This window comes from Aromatoleum evansii (assembly GCF_012910805.1).
Classification (GTDB): domain Bacteria; phylum Pseudomonadota; class Gammaproteobacteria; order Burkholderiales; family Rhodocyclaceae; genus Aromatoleum; species Aromatoleum evansii.
Genome location: NZ_WTVK01000031.1, coordinates 1 through 20551, shown reverse-complemented (window position 1 = coordinate 20551; position 20551 = coordinate 1). Strand labels below are relative to the sequence as shown.

The following is a 20551-nucleotide window of genomic DNA, read 5'->3' as shown; positions in this document are numbered from 1 at the left end:
AGCCGAAAAAGGATCTGTTCATGAAGATGAAATTGTGCGGACTGCTGCTCACGTTCGTGGCGGCAGCGCAGACGTTTCCGTCGATGGCCGTGGCGAAGGGATCGCCCGAGGAGATCGCGCGCCTGGGCAAGGATCTCACCTGCATCGGCGCGGAAAAGGCCGGCAACAAGGACGGGAGCATTCCCGAGTATTCCGGCAAGTGGCTGGGCGCGCCGCCGCACGTGCCCTTCAAGGGCACCGGCAACCATCCGCTCGACACCTATCCCGACGAGAAACCGCTGTTCGTGATCACCGCCGCCAACATGGAGCAGTACGCGGCGCGGCTGTCCGACGGGCAGAAGGCATTGTTCAAGAAGTATCCGCAGACCTTCCGCATGCCGGTCTACCCGTCGCACCGCGATTTCCGCTTCCCCGATTCGGTGTGCCAGACGGCGAAGGAGAACGCCGCCCAGGCCGAACTGTTGAATAACGGCGAAGGCGTGATGGGCGTGACCGGCGGGCCGATCTTCCCCTTCCCGAAGACCGGCCTCGAACTGCTGTGGAACGCGATCATCCCGTATCGCGCCTACACCGAGGAGCTCGTCTCGGACAACGCCTACGTGCTCGCCAGCGGCGCGATCAACTGGGGGCGCGTGAAGTCGCGCAACCTCGGTGCGGCGAACGAGCCGGGCGTGCGGCACAAGACCGAAGGGCAGTCCTCGTACTACCTCAACGAGACGCTGCTGCCCGAGCGCGACAAGGGCGAGATCAACACCGGCATGGAGTTCTTCAACTTCGCGCAGAACCCGCGCCAGAGCTGGCGCTTCGATCCCGGCACGCGGCGCGTGCGGCAGTCGCCCGGCTACGGCTACGACATGGCCTTCCCCGGCACCGGCGGCTCCATCACGGTCGACGAGGTGCGCATCTTCAACGGCTCGCCCGAGCGCTACGACTGGACGATCGTCGGCAAGAAGGAGATCTACATCCCCTACAACGCCTACAAGGTGCATTCGCCGAAGATCAAGTACGCGGAGCTGGTGACGCCCGGGCACGCCAATCCCGAGTTCATGCGCTACGAGCTGCATCGCGTGTGGGTGCTGGAAGGCAAGCTCAAGGAAGGCTTCCGTCACCTGTACGGCCGGCGCGTGATGTTCATCGACGAGGACACGCTGTTCCCCATCATGGCGGACAACTACGACGTGCGCGGCGAAATGTGGCGAACCTCGATGCTGAACCACTTCTACGCCTACGAGATGCAGACCTGGCAGGCGGGGGTCGGCTTCTACCACGACCTCAACGCCGGCACCTATCTAGCGTTCAACCTCATCAACGAGCAGCCGTCGGCCTACAAGCTCAACGAGAACAAGATAACGCCGCAGATGTTCGGGCCGGAGGCGGCCCGGCGCATGGGTCTGTGATCGGCCCCGTGTCGCGCGTGGGCGAGTCCGGGTCGGCGGGCCCGGAGGATGCCCCGCGCGGCATTCCGCTCTTCATGCGGCCGCCTCCGGGTGGCCGCAGCCACGACGAGGGACATGCGATGACACCAACAGCATCGCCGTTCGATCCGCTGACACTGGGGCCCCTGCGGCTCCGCAACCGCTTCATCCGCGCCGGCGCGAACGAGGGCATGGTCGTCGACGGCGCGCCCAGCCGAGCGCTCGTGAAGCACCACCGCGACCTCGCCGCCGGCGGCGTCGGCCTGACGACCGTGGCCTACGGCGCGGTGAGCGAGGTCGGCCGCACGCTGCCGAACCAGGTGTGGCTGCGCCCCGAGATCCTGCCCGACCTGCGCGTGCTCGCGGACGCGGTGCACTCCGAGGGCGGAGCCATCTCCTACCAGCTCACTCACGGCGGCTCCTTCGTCACGTCGCTGAAGGTGCGCGGACCGACGATGAGCGCGTCGTCGGGCTTCAACAAGGCCGGGCTCCTGCGCGGCAACCTGTTCCAGCGCGCGATGACGGCCGAGGACATGGAGCGCGTGACGCAGCAGTTCGTCGAGGCCGCGCGGCTGTGCCGGCATGCCGGCTTCGATGCCATCGAGCTGCACATGGGCCACGGCTACCTGCTCAATCAGTTCATCTCGCCGCTGTCGAACCGGCGCCGCGACGCCTACGGCGGCAGCGCCGAGAACCGCGCCCGCTTCCCCGCTGCGGTGCTCGCACGCGTCAAGGAAGCGGTCGGCCGCGACATGGCCGTGCTCGCGAAGATCAACGTCGCCGACGGCGTGAAGGGCGGCGCCACCGTGGAGGACGCCATCGTCACCGGCCGCGCGCTGCAGGCAGCCGGCGCCGACATGCTGGTGCTGTCGGGCGGGCGCAACGTCGAGTCCGGGTGGTTCATGTTCGGCAGCAACCACGACATGGACGAGATGCGAAAGGTGCTCGCGGCGAGCCCGATCACCGGCCTGATGCTCAAGTGGTCGCAGCACGGCGTGCCCCGCATCGCGTTCCGCGAGATGTACTTTCTCGAATACTCGCGCCGCATCCGCGCTGCGGTCGACGTGCCGCTGGGCTACCTCGGCGGCGCCAAGTCGCTCGCCAACGCCGAACAGGCGGTGCGCGAGGGCTTCGACGCCGTCGTCATGGCGCGCGCGCTGATCCACGACCCGGCGCTCGTGAACAAGTACCGCGAGGGCAGTGCCACGCAGTCCGGCTGCACCAACTGCAACCGCTGCGTACCCTACATCTACCACCCGGCCGGGACATGGTGCGTGATGAGCCCGCCGAACGATCCCGACCTCAACAAGATCCGCGCCGCCGGCTGAATCGGCGAGCAGCGGACTACATCCACCCCCAAGGAGATCCGATATGCAGCAACAGTTTTCAGCGTCGCGGCCGTGCCGCGTCGAGGACGTCTCGCACTGGGACATCGAGACCGACGTCGCCGTGGTCGGCTTCGGCGCCGCCGGCAGTTGTGCGGCCATCGAGGCGCGCCGCATGGGCGCGGACGTCGCGATCTTCGAGGTCGCCGCAGCGCCGGGCGGCAGCGCGGCACTGTCCGGCGGCGAGGTGTACGTCGGCGGCAGCGGTGGCACGTCGGTGCAGCGCGCCGCCGGTTTCAAGGACTCCACCGAGGACTTCTACAAGTACCTCGTCATGGCCGGCGGCCCTGGCGCCGATACCGCCCGGGCGCGCGTTTATGCCGAGAACGCCGAGGCGCACTTCCGCTGGCTGCAGGAGCAGGGCGTGCCGTACAAGGGCACCTTCCTGCCGGGCAAATGGCTCGAACCGCACACCGACGACACGCTCGTGTGGTCCGGCTCCGAGCAGGCCTGGCCCTTCTCGCATGAGGCCAAGCCCGCGCCCCGCGGCCACACCGCGCAGCAGGACGGCTGGAGCGCCGGGCGCACCCTGATGCAAACGCTGTGCGGCCGTGCCGAGGCGCTCGGCGCCAAGGTGTATTGCAACAGCCGAGCCCTGGCGCTGGTGACCGACGCGCAAGGCGCAGTCGTTGGCCTCGTCGTGCGCATCGACGGCGAACCGCGCTGCGTGCGCGCTCGCCGCGGCGTCGTGCTCGCATCGGGCGGATTCATCACCAACCGCGAGATGGTCGAGCGCTACGCGCCCGACGCGCTCGTGTGCGAGACGCCCGTGTCCGCCGGCAACGACGACGGCTCCGGCATCCGCATGGGAATGTCCGTTGGCGCCGCCGCGATCCACATGGACCAGTTCTTCGCGACGCTGCCGTACTTCCCGCCCGAATCGCTGGTGAAAGGCATCTTCATCAACGAACGCGGCGAGCGCTTCATCAACGAGGACGCCTACCACGGCCGCGTCGCGCATTACGTGCTGCGCCGGCCCGCCGGGCGGGCGTGGCTGATCGTCGACGACGAGATCTTCGGCCGCCCGATGATCCACCGCGACATCACGATCGCCGCAGTCGGGGAGACCTGGGAGGAACTCGAGCGGGAACTCGCACTGCCGGAGGGCAGCCTCTTGCGCACCGTCGAGGCCTTCAACCGCGAGGCTTCAGAGGGCCGCGATTCCGATTTTCACAAGGCAGCGACCTGGCTGCGGCCATTGACGAAGGCGCCGTTCGCGGCGCTGAGTTATTGCCGCGGCGACATTCCCGGACACGCCTTCACCTTGGGCGGACTCGAGACGGACACGGACGGTGCGGTGCTGAACGAGGCCGGGCGAGTGATTGTCGGTCTCTATGCCGCGGGCCGTTGCGCCTGCGGCCTGCCGCGCTGGGGGGAGGGGTACAGCTCGGGGATGTCGCTGGGCGATTCGACGTTCTTTGGACGGAGGGCGGGCCGGCGAGCGGCGACAGGCTGAGTCCCGTCATGGCAGGCTGGCTTCGGTTGAACGTGGTTGGATGTTTATGGACAACTGCCGTGAGTCTTTGTTGGGCGGCGAGTCCATTGGCTTGGCCATCGTCAAGGGCGGCTTCTGCGACCTCGTCGGCATGGTGCGCGCCGGCATTGCGGACCCTGACTTCGCCAACAAGGCACGCGACGGCCGTCTCGGCGAAATCCGTCGCTGCATCGGCTGCACGCGCTGCATCGACGAAGCGTCCGAGCCCGCGTATATCCCGTATACGCCGACCTGTTCGATCAACCCGACGATCGGCAACGAGCTGCAGTGGGAGGCCGACTTCCGTGCCGCCGACAAGCCCGGCCATGTCGTCGTGGTGGGCGGCGGCGCGGCCGGCTGTGAAGCCGCGCGGATCGCCGCCTTGCGTGGCCACAAGGTCACGCTGCTGGAGCAGGGCAAGCGCCTCGGCGGGCAGCTGCTCCTCGCCGCCAAGGCGCCCGGGCGCGATTCCTTCGGGACCAGGTGTACTTCGAGGAGAACTCGCTCGCGCGCCTCGGTGTCGACGTCCGCCTCGAAACCGCCTCCGACCTCGGCGCGGTGAAGGCGCTGCAACCCGAGGCGGTGATCATCGCCACCGAAATCGCCCGCTACTCCATCGGCATGGTGCTGAAGTGTATGGAGTGCTGCGGCGTGAAGGCGCACCCAAACCTCATCCTCCGCCGCATCGCGCCGGACGCGCGCGAATTCGTCTCGAGCTGGGTCGAACAAACCTATCGCATGGAAGGCTTCGATAGCGTCGTGTTGATGTACGGTACGGTGCAGCAGCCGCAGCTCTACGATGCGCTGAAGTCGGACGGCAGCGTCCCGCAGGTCTTCATCGCCGGTGGCGCCTGGGTGCCGCGCCGGCTGGCGGAGGCGACCCGGCATGGGGCGGCGGTGGGCATGATGGCATGACGCGCGTTCCGGCGCGAATCACGGAATCGCGCCGAGCGTCTCCCACACCCGCCGGATGCCCGCGGCGAGCCGGTCCACGTCCTCTTGCGCGTTGTACAGCGCGAAGGATGCGCGGGCGGTGCCGGTGATGCCGAGGCGCTGCATCAGCGGCATCGCGCAGTGGTGGCCGGCGCGGATTGCAACCCCGCAATCGTCGAGCAGCGTGCCGATGTCGTGGGGATGGATGCCGTCGAGCGTGAAGGACAGGACGCCGGCCTTTTCCGCAGCGGTCCCGACGATGCGCAGGCCGGGGATGGCGCCGAGCTGTCGCGTCGCGTCGTCCAGCAGCCCGCGTTCGTGTGCCGCGATGCGTTCGAGCCCGATGGCGCTCACGTAGTCGAGCGCGGCGCCCAGTCCGACGACGCCTGCGATGTGGGGCGTGCCGGCTTCGAGCCGGTAGGGCAGCTCGTTGTACTCGGTCGCGTCGAAGCTCACCGAACGGATCATGTCGCCGCCGCCCTGGCACGGCGTCATCGCCTGCAGGTGCTCCGACTTGCCGTACAGCACGCCGATGCCGGTCGGGCCGTACAGCTTGTGCGCGGAGAACGCATAGAAGTCGCAGTCGAGCGCGCGCACGTCGACCGGCAGATGCGAAATCGCCTGCGCACCGTCGAGCAGCACCGGCACGCCGCGGGCGTGGGCGAGGTCGATGATGCGCCGGACCGGTGTGATCGTCCCGAGGGCATTCGACAGGTGCGTCACGGCCACGAGGCGGGTGCGACCGTTCAGCAGCGCCGCATACGCGTCGAGATCGAATTCGCCGGCGTCATCCACGGGCACCACGCGCAGCACCGCGCCTGCGCGCCGGCACGCCATCTGCCACGGCACAATGTTGGAATGGTGTTCCAGCGCGCTGACGACGATTTCGTCGCCGGCGGCGAGGCGCGCCTCGGCGAAGCCTTGCGCGACGAGGTTGATCGCGTCGGTGGCGCCGCGCACGAAGATGATCTCGGCATCGGCGCGCGCATTGATGAACGACCTGACCTTGTGGCGCGCCGCCTCGTGGGCGTCGGTGGCGCGCTGGCTCAGCGCGTGCACGCCGCGGTGCACATTGGCGTTGGCAGTGCGGTAGAAGTCCGCCTCGGCGTCGATGACCGCGTCGGGTTTTTGCGTGGTCGCGGCATTGTCGAGGTAGGTCAGGGGCCGGCCGTTCACGCGCGTACGCAGGATAGGGAAATCGGCGCGGAACTGCGCGAGATCGCGGCGGGGGGCAGTTTCGTCGCGGTTCATCGTGACCGTCGTCATCGCCTGTCCCCCCTGCGTGTCATTGCAGTCATCGGCCCGCCGCAGCGGCGCCGCTCCGTTCGGCCGTGCTGCGGATGAACGCCAGCACCTCGCCGAGGAAGGAATCGCCGTCGGGCATGGCCGGGAAGTCCAGCGTCTCGGCGCAGCGCCGGGCGGGAAACGGAATGCCGGCCACGTCGGTGTCGTCACCCTCGGCATCCATCACCGGGACCATCGGATCGTATTGGGAAGCCATGGCGTTTCTCCTCGTGTGAATCGACGCAGCGTCGATGCGGTGGTACGTGAGCTGACTATAGCCACGCGCCGCCGTCGGCGTCCCCCCCATGCGGTATGGGTGGCATCGCGCCGTTCGCATTCGCTCTCGGGGCGAATTTTCCGAACTCCGGGGATAGGCGCCGTACGCGCCGGATAGCCGTCACGGTTCCGCCGCCGCTTCAATACGGGATGCGCGGCCCATCCGTGCCGTCCGATCCACCCTGCCAGCATCTCGCGAAGGAGTGACTTCATGAGCAGTCGAATATTGCCGGATTTTGACCTGTTGCTTCCTCAGAGCATCCCCGAGGCGGTCGAGCTGCTGTCGACGCACCGTGAGCGGATCACCGTGATGGCCGGGGGCACCGACGTCATGGTTGCGATGAAGTTCGCGCAGTCGCCCGCCAAGCTGCCTGAATTCGTGATGAGCCTGGAGAACGTTCCGGGTCTCGGCTACGTGCTGTTCGACCCCGAAAAGGGCCTGCGCATCGGCGCCAAGGCGACCGTCGCCGAGCTGCTCGCGCAGCCGGACGTGAAACGGCATTACCGCGCCCTGTGGCATGCCGCGCAGACCTTCGCGACCGGCCAGGTGCGCAACACCGCCACGGTGCTCGGCAACCTGCTGCGCGCGTCGCCCGCCGGCGACTGCAGTTGCGCGATCTACGCGATCGGCGGCGTCGTCGTGCTGCACGGGGCGTCCGGCCGCCGCGAGGTGGACATCGATGATTTCTGGCTGTCGTACGGCGTCACCGCACGGCTGCCGGACGAGCTCGCCGTCGAGCTGATCCTGCCGCCGCCCGCAGCCGGTTCCCGCTCCGCCTTCAAGCGCATGACCCGCACGAGCGAGGACCTGGCGAAGCTCAACGTCGCGGTGCGGCTCGAGATGGAGGGCAACACCTGCGTCGATGCCCGTCTCGCGATGGGCTGCGTCGCGCCCACGCCGCTGCGGCTGACCAAGACCGAGACGTTGCTCAAGGGCCATGAACTCACGCCGGAGGTGCTGCAACGCGTCGCCGCGTCGGTGCCGTGGGAGATCAGCCCGATCGACGACAAGCGCTCCACTGCCGAATACCGCAAGCAGGTGTCGGGCGTGTTGCTCAAGCGCGCGATCCAGGACGCCTGCGGCGCCGCCTGAGCCCGCGGCCGAAGAAGACGAGGAGACCAGAATGAAGAACCGGGACATCACGCTCCATATCAATGGTGAGGAGTACAGGCTGAACGTCGCCGTGAATCGCACGTTGCTCGACGTGCTGCGCGACGAACTCGGCATGACGGAGACGAAATACGGCTGCGGCACCGGCGAATGCGGCGCCTGCACGGTGGTCGTCGAGGGCAAGGCGATCAATTCCTGCCTGACGCTCGCCGCGACGATGGACGGCAAGCGCATCGCGACGGTCGCGGGGCGGGCGGACTTCGGCCGGCTCGACCACATCCAGCAGGCCTTCGTCGACGAGGCTGCGATCCAGTGCGGCTACTGCACGCCGGGCATGGTCATGAAGACGGCGAGCCTGCTCGCGACGAACCCCGACCCGAGCGAGGCCGAGATCCGTCATGCGCTGGAGGGCAACATCTGCCGCTGCACCGGTTACGAGAAGATCGTCAAGGCGGTGAAAAAGGCGGCGCAGACGATGCCGGGCCGTGCCGTGGCGGTCGAGCCCTGCAAGGAGGTCGTGCAATGAGCGAGCAAGCAATCGTCGGCACCAACGCGCCGCGCGTGGACGTGCGCGACAAGGCGACCGGGCAGGCGCAGTACGCGGCGGACATCCAGCTGCCGGGCATGCTGTACGGCAAGGTGGTGCGCTGCTGGGAACATGCCCACGCGCGCGTGAAGCGGCTGGATCTCTCGGCGGCGGCGGCGTCGCCGGGCGTCGTGCGCGTGATCGGTCCGAAGGACGTCACGGCGAAGCGCTACAACTCGTCGGTGCTGGACCTGATGGTGTCCGAGTCGATGCACGACATGCTCGGCGACATCGACGACCAGCCCATCTTCACCGAGCACGTGAAATTCCAGGGTGATGCCATCTGCGGCATCATCGCGCGCTCCGAAGAGGCGGCCGAACGCGCCGCGGCGAAAGTGATCGTGGAATACGAGCCGCTGCCGGTGTACCTGACCGCGGAAGCGTCGAGGGCGCCGGGGGCGGTGCAGTTCACGCCGGAAAAGCCGGGCAACCTCGCGTTCCAGCTGCCCGAGGCGATGTTCCCGAACCACGCGCTCGGCGGCGGCGATGTCGAGGGCGCGATGCGGGACGCGGACATCGTGGTCGAGGACGCGTTCTACGTCCCCAAACAGAAGCAATGCCAGATGGAGCCGCACGCCTACGTCGCGAAGGTCGACAGCGGCGGGCGGCTCACGTGCTGGACCTCGTCGCAGATGCCCAAGCTCGTGCAGCGCAAGCTCGCGAAGCTCTTCGACCTGCCGATGAATCTCATGAAGATCGTCCCGACCGTGATCGGCGGCGGCTTCGGCACGCGCCTCGGCATGATCTCGGAGCCGCAGGTCTGCGCGATGGCGCTGGCCGTGCCCGGCCATCCGGTGAAGCTGCAGACGCTGCGCGAGGAGGACTGGGTGATCTCGCCGAGCCGCCACCCGGGCAAGTACTGGATGAGGATAGGTTTCAAGCGCGACGGCACGCCGCTCGCGTGTGACGCGCGCTTCGAGAACTACAAGGGGGCCTACTACCTCGACGCCTCCGGCACCGCCTTCACGGCCGGCGCCTGGCTCGGCGGCATGTACCGCTTCCCGGCGCTGCGCTACCGCGGCGAATCCTACTTCACGAACCAGGGGCTGACCGGCGCGTACCGCGGCTACGGCAATCCGCAGACCAACTTCGTGCTCGAACAGCTCATCGACCGCGGCTGCGCGGAGCTCGGCGCCGATCCGGTCGAGTGGCGCAAGAAATGGCACAAGGGCGTCGGCGACGACGGCTGGTGTCCGGGCGTGACCTATCCGTCGTGCGCGCTGGACGAGTGCCTCGACCGTGGCGCCGCGGCGATCGGCTGGACCGAGAAGCGCCGCAGGTACGCGAAGCAGGAGGGGACGATCCGGCGCGGCGTGGGCGTCGCGGTGATGAACCACACCAGCGGCGCGATGCCGATGCTGCTGGAGCATACCGCCTGCACCGTGAAGCTCAACGAGGACGCGACCGCCGAGGTCCTGTTCGCCTGCTCGGACATGGGGCAGGGCTCGCACACGGCCTTGAAGCAGATCGCGGCCGAGACGCTGGGCTTCCCGTTCGAGCATGTGCAGCTGTCGGGCGGCACGTCGGACGTCGCCGGCTTCGACATCGGCGCTCATGCGAGCCGCACGATCTACGTGGGCGGCGCGGCGGTGAAGAAGGCCTGCGAGGAGGCGAAGCGCCAGCTCTTCGAGCGTGCGTCGCTGCAGCTGGGCGTTCCCGCCGACGAGCTCGACATCCGCGACAAGCGCATCTTCGTCAAGGCTGATCCTTCGCGCGGCATCGAGGCGGAGGCGATCACGCGCGCCGGCGTGTATCACTTCGTCGACCCCATGACCGGCGAACCGGGCGGTGTGCCGGGGCAGATCCAGGGCTACGTGAGCTTCTTCGCCCCGCACAACTCGCCGCCCTTCGGGGCGTCCTTCGCCGAGGTCGAGGTCGACACCGAAACCGGCGAGGTGCGCGTGATCGAGCTCGTCAATGCGCACGACATCGGCCGCGCGATCAACCCGGCCGCGGTCGAGGGGCAGCTCGAAGGCGGCATCCAGCAGGGGCTCGGTTTCGTGCTGAGCGAGGAGATGGACTACGACGCCAAGGGGCGGGTGCAGAACAACAGCTTCACCGACTACAAGATGTTCGGCCCGGAGGACATGCCGAAGATCACGACGATCCTCGTCGAGGACGCCGATCCGGTCGGCCCCTTCGGCGCGAAGAGCGTCGGCGAGTCGGGGCTGGTGAGTCCGATCGGTGCGGTGGCGAATGCCATCTTCCACGCCATCGGGATCCAGTTCACCGAGGCGCCGATCACGCCGGAGAAGGTGTTGAAAGGCATCCTGGAGAAGGGCGTCAGGGATTACGCGAGCATCCGCCGTCGCTGAAGGCCTGCGTTCTGCCGGTGCACGGCCGCCTTCGGGCGGCCGTTTCGTTTCCATGACCCTTGACGCGCTGCGGCCCCCGATGCGCGCGCGAAACGATCCGTAGTCCGCGGATAAGCGCCGCAGTCCCCGGATAGCGGCCCCATCCCCTAAATCCTTACCTTTCCGATGTCGCGCGACGTCGGGAGGTGACCCCGATCTCAGAGCCGGAAGCGGAATCGGCCGAGTCGCAGATGCGCCGGCGCGCGGGTGTCGTGCGCGTCGGGACATCCAACCCCAGCCCAAGAGTTCGCCGCCCCCGTGCAGGGGGTGTCATTGCTGATCGCAAGGGGACTTCATGACTGGGATTGACCGCATCCGTACCTGGCTTCTGCCGTTCGCGCTCGCGCCGTCCGCATTGCTCGGCTGCAGCGCGTCGGCCAACCTCGCGGAGCTCGCCGCGACGCAGTCCGCACCGGTGTTGCGCTCCGACCAGTTCCAGGCCGCCGTCGCGAATCCGGGCGTGCTCGTCGCGGTCGGCGCGAACGGCGTCGTGGTGTCGTCGGCCGACGGCGGCAACAGCTGGCGGCGCCAGGTCGTCGATGCCGGCGCATCGCTGATCGGCGTCGCGGTGTGCCCGGATGGCGGCTTCGTCGCCCTCGATTTCGGCCGCCGCGTGTGGATCGGCGATGCCGCGGCGACCACCTGGACGGCGCGCCCGATCACGAGCGAGGCGACGCCGCTCGCGGTCGCCTGCGACCCGGCCGGACAGGTATGGGTCGTCGGCAGCGAGAGTTCGATCCTGTCGAGTGCGGACCGCGGCGCGACGTGGCGCGATGCCTCGCTGGGCGAGGACCAGATGTTCACGACGGTGCAGTTCGTCGATGCGCAGAACGGCGTCATCACCGGCGAGTTCGGCAGCTTCCTGACGACGCAGGACGGCGGCGCGAGCTGGCAGGCGGGCACGCCGATCCCGAACGACTTCTATCCGTATGGCGCGCTCTTCACCGATGCGCAGACCGGCTGGGTCAGCGGGCTCGCCGGCACGATCCTGCACACCACGGATGGCGGCGCGAGCTGGCAGAAGCAGCCGAATCCGACCGGCGCACCGATGTACGGCCTCGCCCGCCACGACGACCGAATGTACGCGCTCGGCGCGAACGGGCTGGTGCTGGCGCTGGCCGACGGGCAGTGGCGCCCGGTGGAGGGCCGTCCGGCGCCCTACCTGCGCAGCGGCTTCTCGCTCGCGGGGCGAGGCCTGCTCGTCGCGGGCGGCGCCGGCACGCTCGACATCGTTTCCCTGACCCCTGCGACCGCGAAGTAAGGAGAGGCCGTGCGACATCAATTCACCCACGCGCTGCACGAACTGGAACTGAAGGTCTTCGCCTTCCCGCGCCTCGTGCTCGCGGCGATCCTCGCGGTCACCGCGTATTTCGCGCTGCAGATCCCGGCGCTGAAGATGCACACCGAGTTCGCCGACCTGCTCCCGCAGGGCCACGCCTTCATCCGCCTGCACAACGAGATCCGCGACACCTTCGGCGGCGCGAACCAGATCGTCGTCGCGGTCGAGGTCGAGGACGGCACGATCTTCACCAACGACACGCTCGCGCGCATCCACCGCGTCACGCAGGCCGTGGACAGCCTGTCGGGCGTGAATCACAACCTCGTCTCCAGCCTGACGCATAGAACGTCGCGCAAGATCTGGCTGACCGAGGACGGCGAGATGCGTTCGCAGCCGTATTACGACCCGCAGCGCCCGGCGCTGTCGGCCGCCGAGCTCGAGGCGCTCGGCAAGGAGGTCCGCGCCAATCCGCGCATCTACGGCCTGCTCGTGTCGCCCGACGCCAAGGCGGCGCTCGTGAAGGCGCAGATGAACGAAGCGGGCGAGATCGACTACGAGAAGATCTTCGGCGAGCTGCAGGCGGTGCGCGCGAAGGAGCAGGCCGCCGGCACGCAGATCCACGCCACCGGCCAGCCGGTGCTGATCGGCTGGGTCTACACCTACCTGCCGCAGATCCTGCAGATCTTCCTGTACACGATGCTGCTGATGGTGGCCCTGCTGGTCGCGTATTTCCGCCGCTTCTACGGCGTCGCGCTGCCCCTCGTCGGCATCGCGCTGTCGTCGATCTGGGGACTCGGTTTCGTGTCGAAGATGGGCTGGAACCTCGATCCGCTGTCGCTCGTGATCCCCTTCCTGATCGCGGCGCGCGCGATGTCGCACAGCATTCAGCTCGTCGAGCGCTACTACGCCGAGCTGGCGACGTGCCGCGACGGCCGCGTGGCGGCCCGCGCGGCGTTCGAGGACCTGTTCCGGCCGGGCTCGCTCGCGATCACCGTCGATGCGATCGGCATCGCCGTGCTGGCGCTCGGCGCGGCGCCGATCAACACCAAGCTCGGCTACTACGCCGGTTTCTGGGCGTTCTCGGTGTTCTTCACCGTGCTGCTGGTGGTGCCGCTGCTGCTGTGGCTGCTGCCCGCGCCGCGCAACACCGAGAACCGCCGCGGCTGGGCGCATGCGGCCGTCGAGCGGGTGTTCGGTGCAGTGGCCGGGCGTCGTGCGGCCGCGTCAGTGCTGGCGGTCGCCGCGGTGCTGCTCGTCGTCGGCGGCGGGCTCGCCGCGCGCGTCAAGATCGGCGAGGCCGAGGCCGGTTCGCCGCTGCTGTACCCGGACCACGACTACAACGTGTCCTCACGTGCGATCAACGCGCGCTTTCCCGGCTCCGAGGAGCTCTACATCGTTGCCCGAACGGAAGAGAAGGGCGGCCTGAAGCGGCCCGAGGTGCTGCGCGCGATCGAGCAGTTCCAGCACTACATGCTGCTCGATCCGGCGCTCGGTGGCACGAAGGCGCTGCCCGGCCTCGTGCGCGCGGTCAATGGCCTGATCCACAACACCGACCCGCGCTGGAACCAGATCCCCGAGTCGGCCTCGGCGGTCGGCGGGCTGCTCTTCGCCTACATGGCGGCGAGCCCCATTCCCGGCGCGCTTGCCGAGTTCCTAGATGCCGACGAGCGCGATGCCAACCTCGTCTTCTACTACAAGGACAAGCAGGCCGACACGATCCGGCGCGCGGTGCATGTGGCCGAGCAGGGCATCGCCAAGGTCGGCACGGTCGAGGGCTTCGAGCTGCGCCTGGGGGGCGGCGCGATCGGCGTCAATGCTGCGATCAACGACGCGGTCGACGACGACAACCGCCTCATCGTGCCGCTCGTGCTCCTGCTGGCCTTCGTCTTCGTGACTCTGTCCTACGGTTCGCTCCACGCCGGCTGGCTGATGGTGCTGCCCATGCTGTTCGCCACGGTCATGACCTACGCCTACATGGGCGCGATGGGCATCGGCATCAACGTCAATACGGTGCCCGTCATCGCGGTGGGCATCGGCGTCGGCATCGACTACGCGATCTACATCATGAACCGCATCCGCGAGGAGATGGCCGTGTGTAACGACCTCGGGCGGGCGGTGCGCACCGCGGCGGGCACGACGGGCTTCGCGGTGGTGTTCACGGCGGTAACGCTGATCGCGGGCGTGATCATGTGGGTCCTCCTGTCCGATCTGCGCTTCCAGGCGGATTCCGCGCTGCTGCTGACGCTGATACTGGTGCTCAACGCGCTCGCCGCGATGCTGCTGATGCCGGCGTGGGTTGTGATGTTCAAGCCCGTCTTCATCACGAAGGCGCGGCTCGACGAAGACGGTGTGCTGCAAGTCGCGTGAGCGCAGCGGCCGACAACAACGAGGGGAGGACGAAGGTGAGGAAATCCGCAAAGAAGGATAGCCGCAACGCACCGCTTGCGGCCGGCATGCTGACGCTTGCCGTCGGCGTCGCGCAGACGGGAGGCGCTGCGGCCGGCGACATCCCGAACGAGGAGGCGCGCGTCGACGTGGTCTACGAGAACGCGACGTTCGCGCGCCGCGATGTCGGGTTGTCGAAGTTCCGCAACACGCTGAAGATCGACATCGACCGCCAGCTCGGCCGGCGCGGCGCGTTCGACGACGTGGGCGTGAACCTGAAGCTGCGCGGCACGTTCGACGGTGTCTATCGCCTCAACGAAGACAGCTACGGCAACAAGGCCGGCGGCGCGGTGCGGCTGGAGAACACCGTGGGCATCCCGGGGCCGAGCGTGGCGCATGGCGAAGGCCTGGGGAGCCCGGCGAATCCGCTGACGGCCGGACTCGCGGGTTTGCCCGGCGGCGGCGCCTTCGGCTTCAACTCGACCGACCCGTCGGCGCCGCGCTTCAATCCCAACGAGGGTCTCGTCGTGCTGGGCGAACATCTGCACCGCACCGATGGCGGGGTCGCGTTCGCGGTGCCGGTGCGCCCGTGCGACAAGGACTCGCGCGGCTGCATCAAGGATTATCTCGATGCGACCCGCCAGGAGCTCGAGTCGCCCGAGTTCAACGACCGCTGGGACTTCATCCGCGAGGCCTATGTGACCGGCTCCGTGCCCTTCGACGACGGTTCGAGCGTGTTCATGAAGGTCGGCAAGCAGCAGGTGGTGTGGGGGCGCACCGACCTCTTCCGCGTGCTCGACGTCATCAACCCCGTCGACTACTCGCGCAACAACATCTATGACGAGCTCCAGGACATCCGCATCCCGATGTGGATCATGCAGGCGGAGTACCGCGCCGGGGCGACCGAGACCTTCGACGACCTGAACTTCGCCGTCGTGTGGAACTTCGACAAGTTCCGGCCGCACAACATCGGCCAGTGCGGCAGCCCGAACGTGATCCTCGACGCGGGCTGCTTCATGCGCGGCATGAAGAACCTGTGGGACAACGGCGGCACCGTCGCGAACTTCGCGAACCTCGGTCTGCCGGGGCTCGCCGCGACCGACTTCGGACCGAACCAGATCGGCATCCGCAAGGCGCATCTGCCGAGCTGGTCGCTGGCGAACACGCAACTGGGCGTCAAGCTCGAAGGCCAGAAGAGCGGCGTCGGCTTCTCGCTCAATGCGCTGACCTACCGCTCGCAGCTGCCTTCGCTGCGCGGCGGCATCCCGGCGCGCAATCCCTTCGACCCCGTCGGCGCCGTCGACACGCAGCCGCAACCGCATCCCTATCCCTACCTGATCGCGTTCGACGTGCATTTCCCGCGTGTGAACCTGATCGGCGGCTCGATGGACCTGCAGGTCGATGCGATCAAGTCGGTGTTCCGGCTCGAGGCGGCGCTGACCGAGGGCGAGGAGTTTCCGAACGGGCTGCGCAAGCGCCTGTTCTCGGAATCGCGCGTGTTCCGCTACGTGGTCGGCTGGGATCGGCCGACCTTCATTCCCTTCCTCAACAAGACCCGCGCCTTCCTGATCTCGGCGCAGCTGTTCGGCCAGCACCTGCTCGATCACGAGCTGGAGGACCGGCCCTTCGGCAAGGTGGGCATGCCCGACTGGAAGGACAACAACATCTTCACGCTGCTCCTGAAGGGCTTCTACCTGAACGACCGCCTGAGCCCGCAGGTCATCATGGCCCACGACTTCCGGGGCGAGGCGACCACGATCGCGCCGTCGATCGACTGGCTCGTCAGCGACAACCTGAAGCTCACGATCGGCGCCAACGTCAAGGTCGGCCGCGGCGCGCGCAAGTTCGACGACTGCCGCACCTGCAACCCCTTCCATCCCTTCTCCGCCTCGCCGGGGCAGGGGCCGAACGACGGTTCGCTGGGCCTGGGCGGGTTCGAGCCGCTCGGCCGCTTCCGTGCCGGCCCGATCGGCATGGCGCAGGAGGAAGACGAGTTGCAGTTCGTGATGCAGTACAAATTCTGATCCGGAGGAGGACGACAATGAAATTGAGGACAATGACATCGATACTGCTGGCGGCCGGCGCGCTCGGCACGGCGCAGGCCGCGACCGAGGCGGATGTCGACAAGAGCTTCGGCCCGTACAAGAGCGGCGTGCCGACGGTCGCGGGCGTCAAGCCCGGCATGGTCATCGACAAGAGCAACGTCGAAGCCGCGAAGGCGGCGCTGATCCCGAGCATGGCGCAGTTCATCAAGAGCGGGCAGACGACCCTCGCGGTCGGCGAGACCTACTCGTTCGGCATCAGCAAGAACTACATCGACGCCACGCGCAAGAACCTCAACAAGGTGTCGCTGGGGACCAACGTCGGCGATCTGGTGGGCTTCGTCGCCGGCCGGCCGTTCCCGCAGGAGCCCGACGCGAAGGACCCGCGCGCCGGCGAGAAGGTGTTCTGGAATTTCCAGCACAACAACCGCATCGGCGACAGCTACACGATCTGGCCGTGGTACATGGAATACAAGAACATGGCGAGCGGCAAGGTCGAGCGCACGCTGAAGCAGGAGTACCACATCATCCAGTGGAAGCACCGCGTCGACCAGGAGCCGCGCCCGGAAGTCGAACCGAACCCGTCGCAGCTCCTGCGCTCGGGTTACCTGAAGGTGCATGAGCCGCAGGACCTCAAGGACACGCAGCTCCTGATCAGCCGCTTCTCGGACGATGCGAAGCTCGACGAGGTGTATCTCTACCTCGGCTTCCAGCGCCGCGTGCGCCGCCTCGCCTCGAACCAGGTCACCGACCCCTTCCTCGGCTCGGACCTGATGGTCGAGGACTTCGAGGGCTACAACGGCCGCATGCGCGACATGAAGTGGGAATACAAGGGCACGCGCGACCTGCTGGTGCCGTTCTACGCCCACAACAAGCAGAAGCTCGCCGAGGAGCCGAAGGAGGCGGACGGCTTCAAGTTCATCGACTTCGGCGGCGAAGGGGCGTGCTTCCCGAACGTGACGTGGCAGCTGCGCAAGACCTATGTCATCGAGTCGGTGCCGGTCAATCCCGACCATGTCATCAGCAAGCGCGTGCATTACGTCGATGCCGAGACCTACGCGCTGAGCCTGAACGAGATCTACGACCGCAAGGGCGAGCTGTGGAAGACCTTCATCATCGCCTACACCGATTCGGAGAGCCACATGCCGAAGAACGCCGGGCGCGGCGTGGCGATCAACGACGGCTTCAGCATCATCGACGTGCAGGCCAAGCATTGCTCGACCGGCAAGTTCAAGGTGCATCTCGACCAGGAGATGAGCCCGACGAAGCTGTTCTCGGTGCAGTACATGCGCGGTAGCTGAGGGCGGCGGAGTAGGTCGAGGAAAGAAAAGGGGCGCGGAAGCGCCCTTATTCATATACCCATTTCCGACGACTGATTTTCCCCAAGAACCCGGTTTCCCCGAGGTTGCTATCCCGCATTGTGCAACGCGATCTGCCGTAAGCCATCGCGAAATTTGCAGAAACTTGGGGACTGATTTTGATCAATATCGAGAAACGGTCCAATCTTCTCCGCCCATTCATGCTTTACCTGTCCCGGTAGCGGCCAGCCGGCTTTCTTGATTGCGGCGGAGCCTCCCGGATAAGCAGCATCAGCCAGAAGCTCCCAAGTACCGCATACGCCATCCTGTACGTAATTATCGAGAACCCTCATTTTTGCACGCGGATACGCGGCGATCAGTGCCTCTCGGTCTCCGAGGTACCATGCTTCCATTTCTTCGATAGCTAGGCGGAAGAGGGTGTTGGGGGACGGATTGCAATTAGCCGCCAACGCTTTCAAGTCCGCCAGAAAATCGGTGCAGTGACGCCGATCGCTGTCGAGTACGACGACCACAGCGTCAATGCCGGGCGTGTTGCCGTAACCCTGCAAGACCCGGGGCAACTGCTCCAGAAGGATCCGCTTTGCCGGATCGCCTTGGGTCGTAAGTCCTGAGGGAATTCGGCCGATTCCCTTGTAGGAATGAATATTCCAAGTGTGAGGGTCGCCCCATGCGCCGATGATCTTTGGGACCAATGTGTTCAATAACACCTTCCCTGAACTGTCCTCGACGAGAATTTCGACGTGCATTGTTACCTCGAGTCGAGATAGTCGCTATACCACAATCCACCTAGGGGCAATCCTTGCTCGACCATGCTACGCACGAGTGCCGAGTCGGATGCGCGTCGGATGCTCGAAAAGCCGGACTTCTCCTTTTCCAGCACCCAAACCTCGTCCGGGGTCAGTGCATCGACGAAGTAAGGTTGATGTGTGGTGACAAAAATCTGCGATGCGTTCTTCTTCCCGGTCGCATGGGCTCGAAACTCTTGCGCTAGTGTTTCAAGTAGCTTGTGATACAGGCCGTTCTCCGGCTCTTCCACGCAAATGAATGGTGGAGGCTCGGGGTCTTCCATTAATAGGAGATAGGCAAACACCTTCAGCGTACCGTCCGACATCTGCTGTGCGAAGAACGGATCCTTCAGCGCGCCATCGTTGAAACGCAATAGGACGCGCTTGTCTTCGGTGACGTGCGTATCAATCTTTACAATGCCGGGAATCTTGCTGGCGATGCGATCCAGAATCACCTTGAAGCGGCTCTTGTGCTCCCGCTCCATGTACTGGACGACGTTGCCGAGGTTGTCGCCATGGATGTTCAGGTGCTTCTGAGGACCGGCGCTCGGGAGACTGCGCGCCGCGTCGGGCGTGAAATACGACAAATACCAGCCCTTGAGAAAGTCGCGGAACTGTTTGATCCGCGGGTGCTCCTTCAATGTGCCGAGCGTGGCGATGCCGAGTTGGCGAGGGTCGGTCAGTTCGACGTCCTCGCTGGAATTGTCCTCCTGACCTTCGAGTTCGACGTTTTCTTCGCCGGCCCACACGAGGCCGCGTCCCTGGTTCAGCCGCAGGAATGGAAACGGTCGGCCATGTTTCTGACCTTTGCGCCGCTGGCGAAGGATCTCCTGTTCGACGTAGGGCCGACCCTGCGGGTCAAGGTTGATCGCCAATTCGTAGCTGATCGGGCGTTCATTCGGCGCTTCACGGTAATAAATTTCGAAGCGGATCGGCTGGTTGCTCCCGACTGAGCGCAAGCGCTCGAATCCGCCGCGCTGCTTCATGTCGCAGGCGGTTTCCACATCCGTAGCAAGGCAGTCAGCGACGAAGCCGAACGCATCGAACAAGGTGCTCTTCCCGACTCCGTTCTGCCCGATGACCACAGTTAGCGGCGTCAGCGGTGCCTTATCCTGCTGCGCCGAAAGTCGGCCCAGGCTGATATCGCGTAGTGCACGATAGTTTTGAACGCGGAACCCTTCGATTAATGCCATATAAAGTCTCTCCAAACGGCGGTCACAGCATTGTCGCTCGTTATTCTCAATCGTTTGCGACTTGGCGTATTTGCGCACTTGCTCTTTGCCGGACCAGCAGATTCTTGTCTTCCGACTTCGCTTCGAGCACGAGCAGCGGATAACCCGCCTCATCGAGCAGCGGGAAGTCGATGAAGCCGTTGCCGGCTTCCTCGAAGTTGTCGCCGAGGGCGTCGATGGCCGCCTTTGTCAGCTTGTCCTTGGGCTCCAGGACGATATTCGCCTTGCCCGTTGCATCGTCGAAGAAGCGCCAGCCGGACTCTTCGAGCAGTTTGTCGATCTTGATGCGGGCCTTCGCTTCCTTGGCGGCCATTTCCGGCGCTCCCTGAGTCGTTACTGGCGGCGTTTCTTGTTGCGTCGATGCTATGCCGACGTGTTCCCAAAGGGGCTCGGAAGTTTAGCGCACTGTCGGGGCAATCCGAAGGCGGTATGGGTATGGCCGGTCTCATTCCGTTGAAACAAGGACGGGTGCGGAAGCGGCCGCAGGTTCGATCGTGTCACGAGGTACTGCCGTCGGTGGATGCAGCATGGGTGCGATCGATGGGCGGCAGGCGCCTTCGGCTTTCCCGCCCTTGTATTGTGTTGTTGTGCAGCACCGGTTGCATTTCCGGTCGTTGCGCCGGGCCGTCGTAAGGAGCGCGTAGCGCGACTGAAGACGGCCCGGCGCGGCGGCGATGGCCGGGATGGCATG

Annotated in this window: 18 protein-coding genes; 12 read left to right on the top strand and 6 right to left on the bottom strand. The window is 66.3% G+C overall.

The window, feature by feature from the left end; genetic code table 11:
* The first annotated feature begins 20 nt into the window (after positions 1–20).
* From GO615_RS16225 to GO615_RS16205, 5 genes are all read left to right on the top strand, one after another.
* On the top strand, positions 21–1397 hold the full coding sequence (locus GO615_RS16225; RefSeq protein WP_169129875.1) for a DUF1329 domain-containing protein: 1377 nt from the start codon (positions 21–23) through the stop codon (positions 1395–1397).
* Positions 1398–1516: 119 nt separating this feature from the next.
* Positions 1517–2743 (top strand): NADH:flavin oxidoreductase, encoded by a 1227-nt coding sequence (locus GO615_RS16220; protein ID WP_169129873.1) that lies wholly within the window; start codon positions 1517–1519, stop codon positions 2741–2743.
* 43 nt (positions 2744–2786) lie between these two features.
* Positions 2787–4256 (top strand): FAD-dependent oxidoreductase, encoded by a 1470-nt coding sequence (locus tag GO615_RS16215; RefSeq protein WP_169129871.1) that lies wholly within the window; start codon positions 2787–2789, stop codon positions 4254–4256.
* Between the two features lie 91 nt (positions 4257–4347).
* Entirely contained in the window at positions 4348–4836 is a 489-nt protein-coding gene (locus GO615_RS16210; RefSeq protein WP_169129868.1) for an FAD-dependent oxidoreductase, read from the top strand.
* Positions 4758–5189 carry a hypothetical protein gene (locus tag GO615_RS16205; protein WP_169129866.1) on the top strand — a complete coding sequence of 144 codons (432 nt, stop codon included), beginning with the start codon at positions 4758–4760 and terminating at the stop codon, positions 5187–5189. The genes GO615_RS16210 and GO615_RS16205 overlap by 79 nt, the downstream gene beginning before the upstream one ends.
* Positions 5190–5207: 18 nt before the next feature.
* Here the strand turns inward: GO615_RS16205 and GO615_RS16200 are convergent, their stop codons facing one another.
* Both GO615_RS16200 and GO615_RS16195 read right to left on the bottom strand, forming a co-directional pair.
* On the bottom strand, positions 5208–6473 hold the full coding sequence (locus tag GO615_RS16200; protein ID WP_246262327.1) for a cysteine desulfurase: 1266 nt from the start codon (positions 6471–6473) through the stop codon (positions 5208–5210).
* A gap of 28 nt (positions 6474–6501) precedes the next feature.
* Positions 6502–6708: a hypothetical protein gene (locus tag GO615_RS16195; protein WP_169129864.1), complete on the bottom strand. Its 207-nt coding sequence runs from the start codon at positions 6706–6708 to the stop codon at positions 6502–6504.
* A gap of 270 nt (positions 6709–6978) precedes the next feature.
* On the opposite strand from GO615_RS16195, the gene GO615_RS16190 reads away from it, so the two are divergent.
* From GO615_RS16190 to GO615_RS16160, 7 genes are all read left to right on the top strand, one after another.
* Positions 6979–7860: an FAD binding domain-containing protein gene (locus GO615_RS16190; protein WP_246262326.1), complete on the top strand. Its 882-nt coding sequence runs from the start codon at positions 6979–6981 to the stop codon at positions 7858–7860.
* 31 nt (positions 7861–7891) lie between these two features.
* Positions 7892–8404 carry a (2Fe-2S)-binding protein gene (locus GO615_RS16185; RefSeq protein ID WP_169129862.1) on the top strand — a complete coding sequence of 171 codons (513 nt, stop codon included), beginning with the start codon at positions 7892–7894 and terminating at the stop codon, positions 8402–8404.
* The gene (locus GO615_RS16180; RefSeq protein WP_169129860.1) at positions 8401–10779 is read left to right on the top strand and encodes a xanthine dehydrogenase family protein molybdopterin-binding subunit; all 2379 of its coding nucleotides are present in this window, start codon (positions 8401–8403) and stop codon (positions 10777–10779) included. Before GO615_RS16185 ends, GO615_RS16180 begins: the two co-directional genes overlap by 4 nt.
* Positions 10780–11113: 334 nt before the next feature.
* Positions 11114–12079: a YCF48-related protein gene (locus GO615_RS16175; protein WP_169129858.1), complete on the top strand. Its 966-nt coding sequence runs from the start codon at positions 11114–11116 to the stop codon at positions 12077–12079.
* 9 nt (positions 12080–12088) lie between these two features.
* A complete protein-coding gene (locus tag GO615_RS16170; protein ID WP_169129856.1) occupies positions 12089–14464 on the top strand; it encodes an MMPL family transporter in 2376 nt (791 codons plus the stop codon).
* Between the two features lie 35 nt (positions 14465–14499).
* The gene (locus GO615_RS16165) at positions 14500–16506 is read left to right on the top strand and encodes a DUF1302 family protein (RefSeq protein ID WP_339380059.1); all 2007 of its coding nucleotides are present in this window, start codon (positions 14500–14502) and stop codon (positions 16504–16506) included.
* A gap of 32 nt (positions 16507–16538) precedes the next feature.
* Positions 16539–17825 (top strand): DUF1329 domain-containing protein, encoded by a 1287-nt coding sequence (locus GO615_RS16160; protein ID WP_211167171.1) that lies wholly within the window; start codon positions 16539–16541, stop codon positions 17823–17825.
* A gap of 107 nt (positions 17826–17932) precedes the next feature.
* On the opposite strand, the gene GO615_RS16155 is transcribed toward GO615_RS16160, so the two are convergent.
* From GO615_RS16155 to GO615_RS28665, 4 genes are all read right to left on the bottom strand, one after another.
* On the bottom strand, positions 17933–18589 hold the full coding sequence (locus tag GO615_RS16155) for a hypothetical protein (RefSeq protein WP_169129853.1): 657 nt from the start codon (positions 18587–18589) through the stop codon (positions 17933–17935).
* A 2-nt stretch (positions 18590–18591) separates the two neighbouring features.
* A complete protein-coding gene (locus tag GO615_RS16150; RefSeq protein WP_169129948.1) occupies positions 18592–19821 on the bottom strand; it encodes an AAA family ATPase in 1230 nt (409 codons plus the stop codon).
* A 46-nt stretch (positions 19822–19867) separates the two neighbouring features.
* A complete protein-coding gene (locus tag GO615_RS16145; RefSeq protein WP_211167170.1) occupies positions 19868–20173 on the bottom strand; it encodes a hypothetical protein in 306 nt (101 codons plus the stop codon).
* Between the two features lie 132 nt (positions 20174–20305).
* A partial coding sequence (locus tag GO615_RS28665; RefSeq protein ID WP_211167169.1) for a hypothetical protein occupies positions 20306–20551 on the bottom strand: 246 nt, incomplete at its 5' end.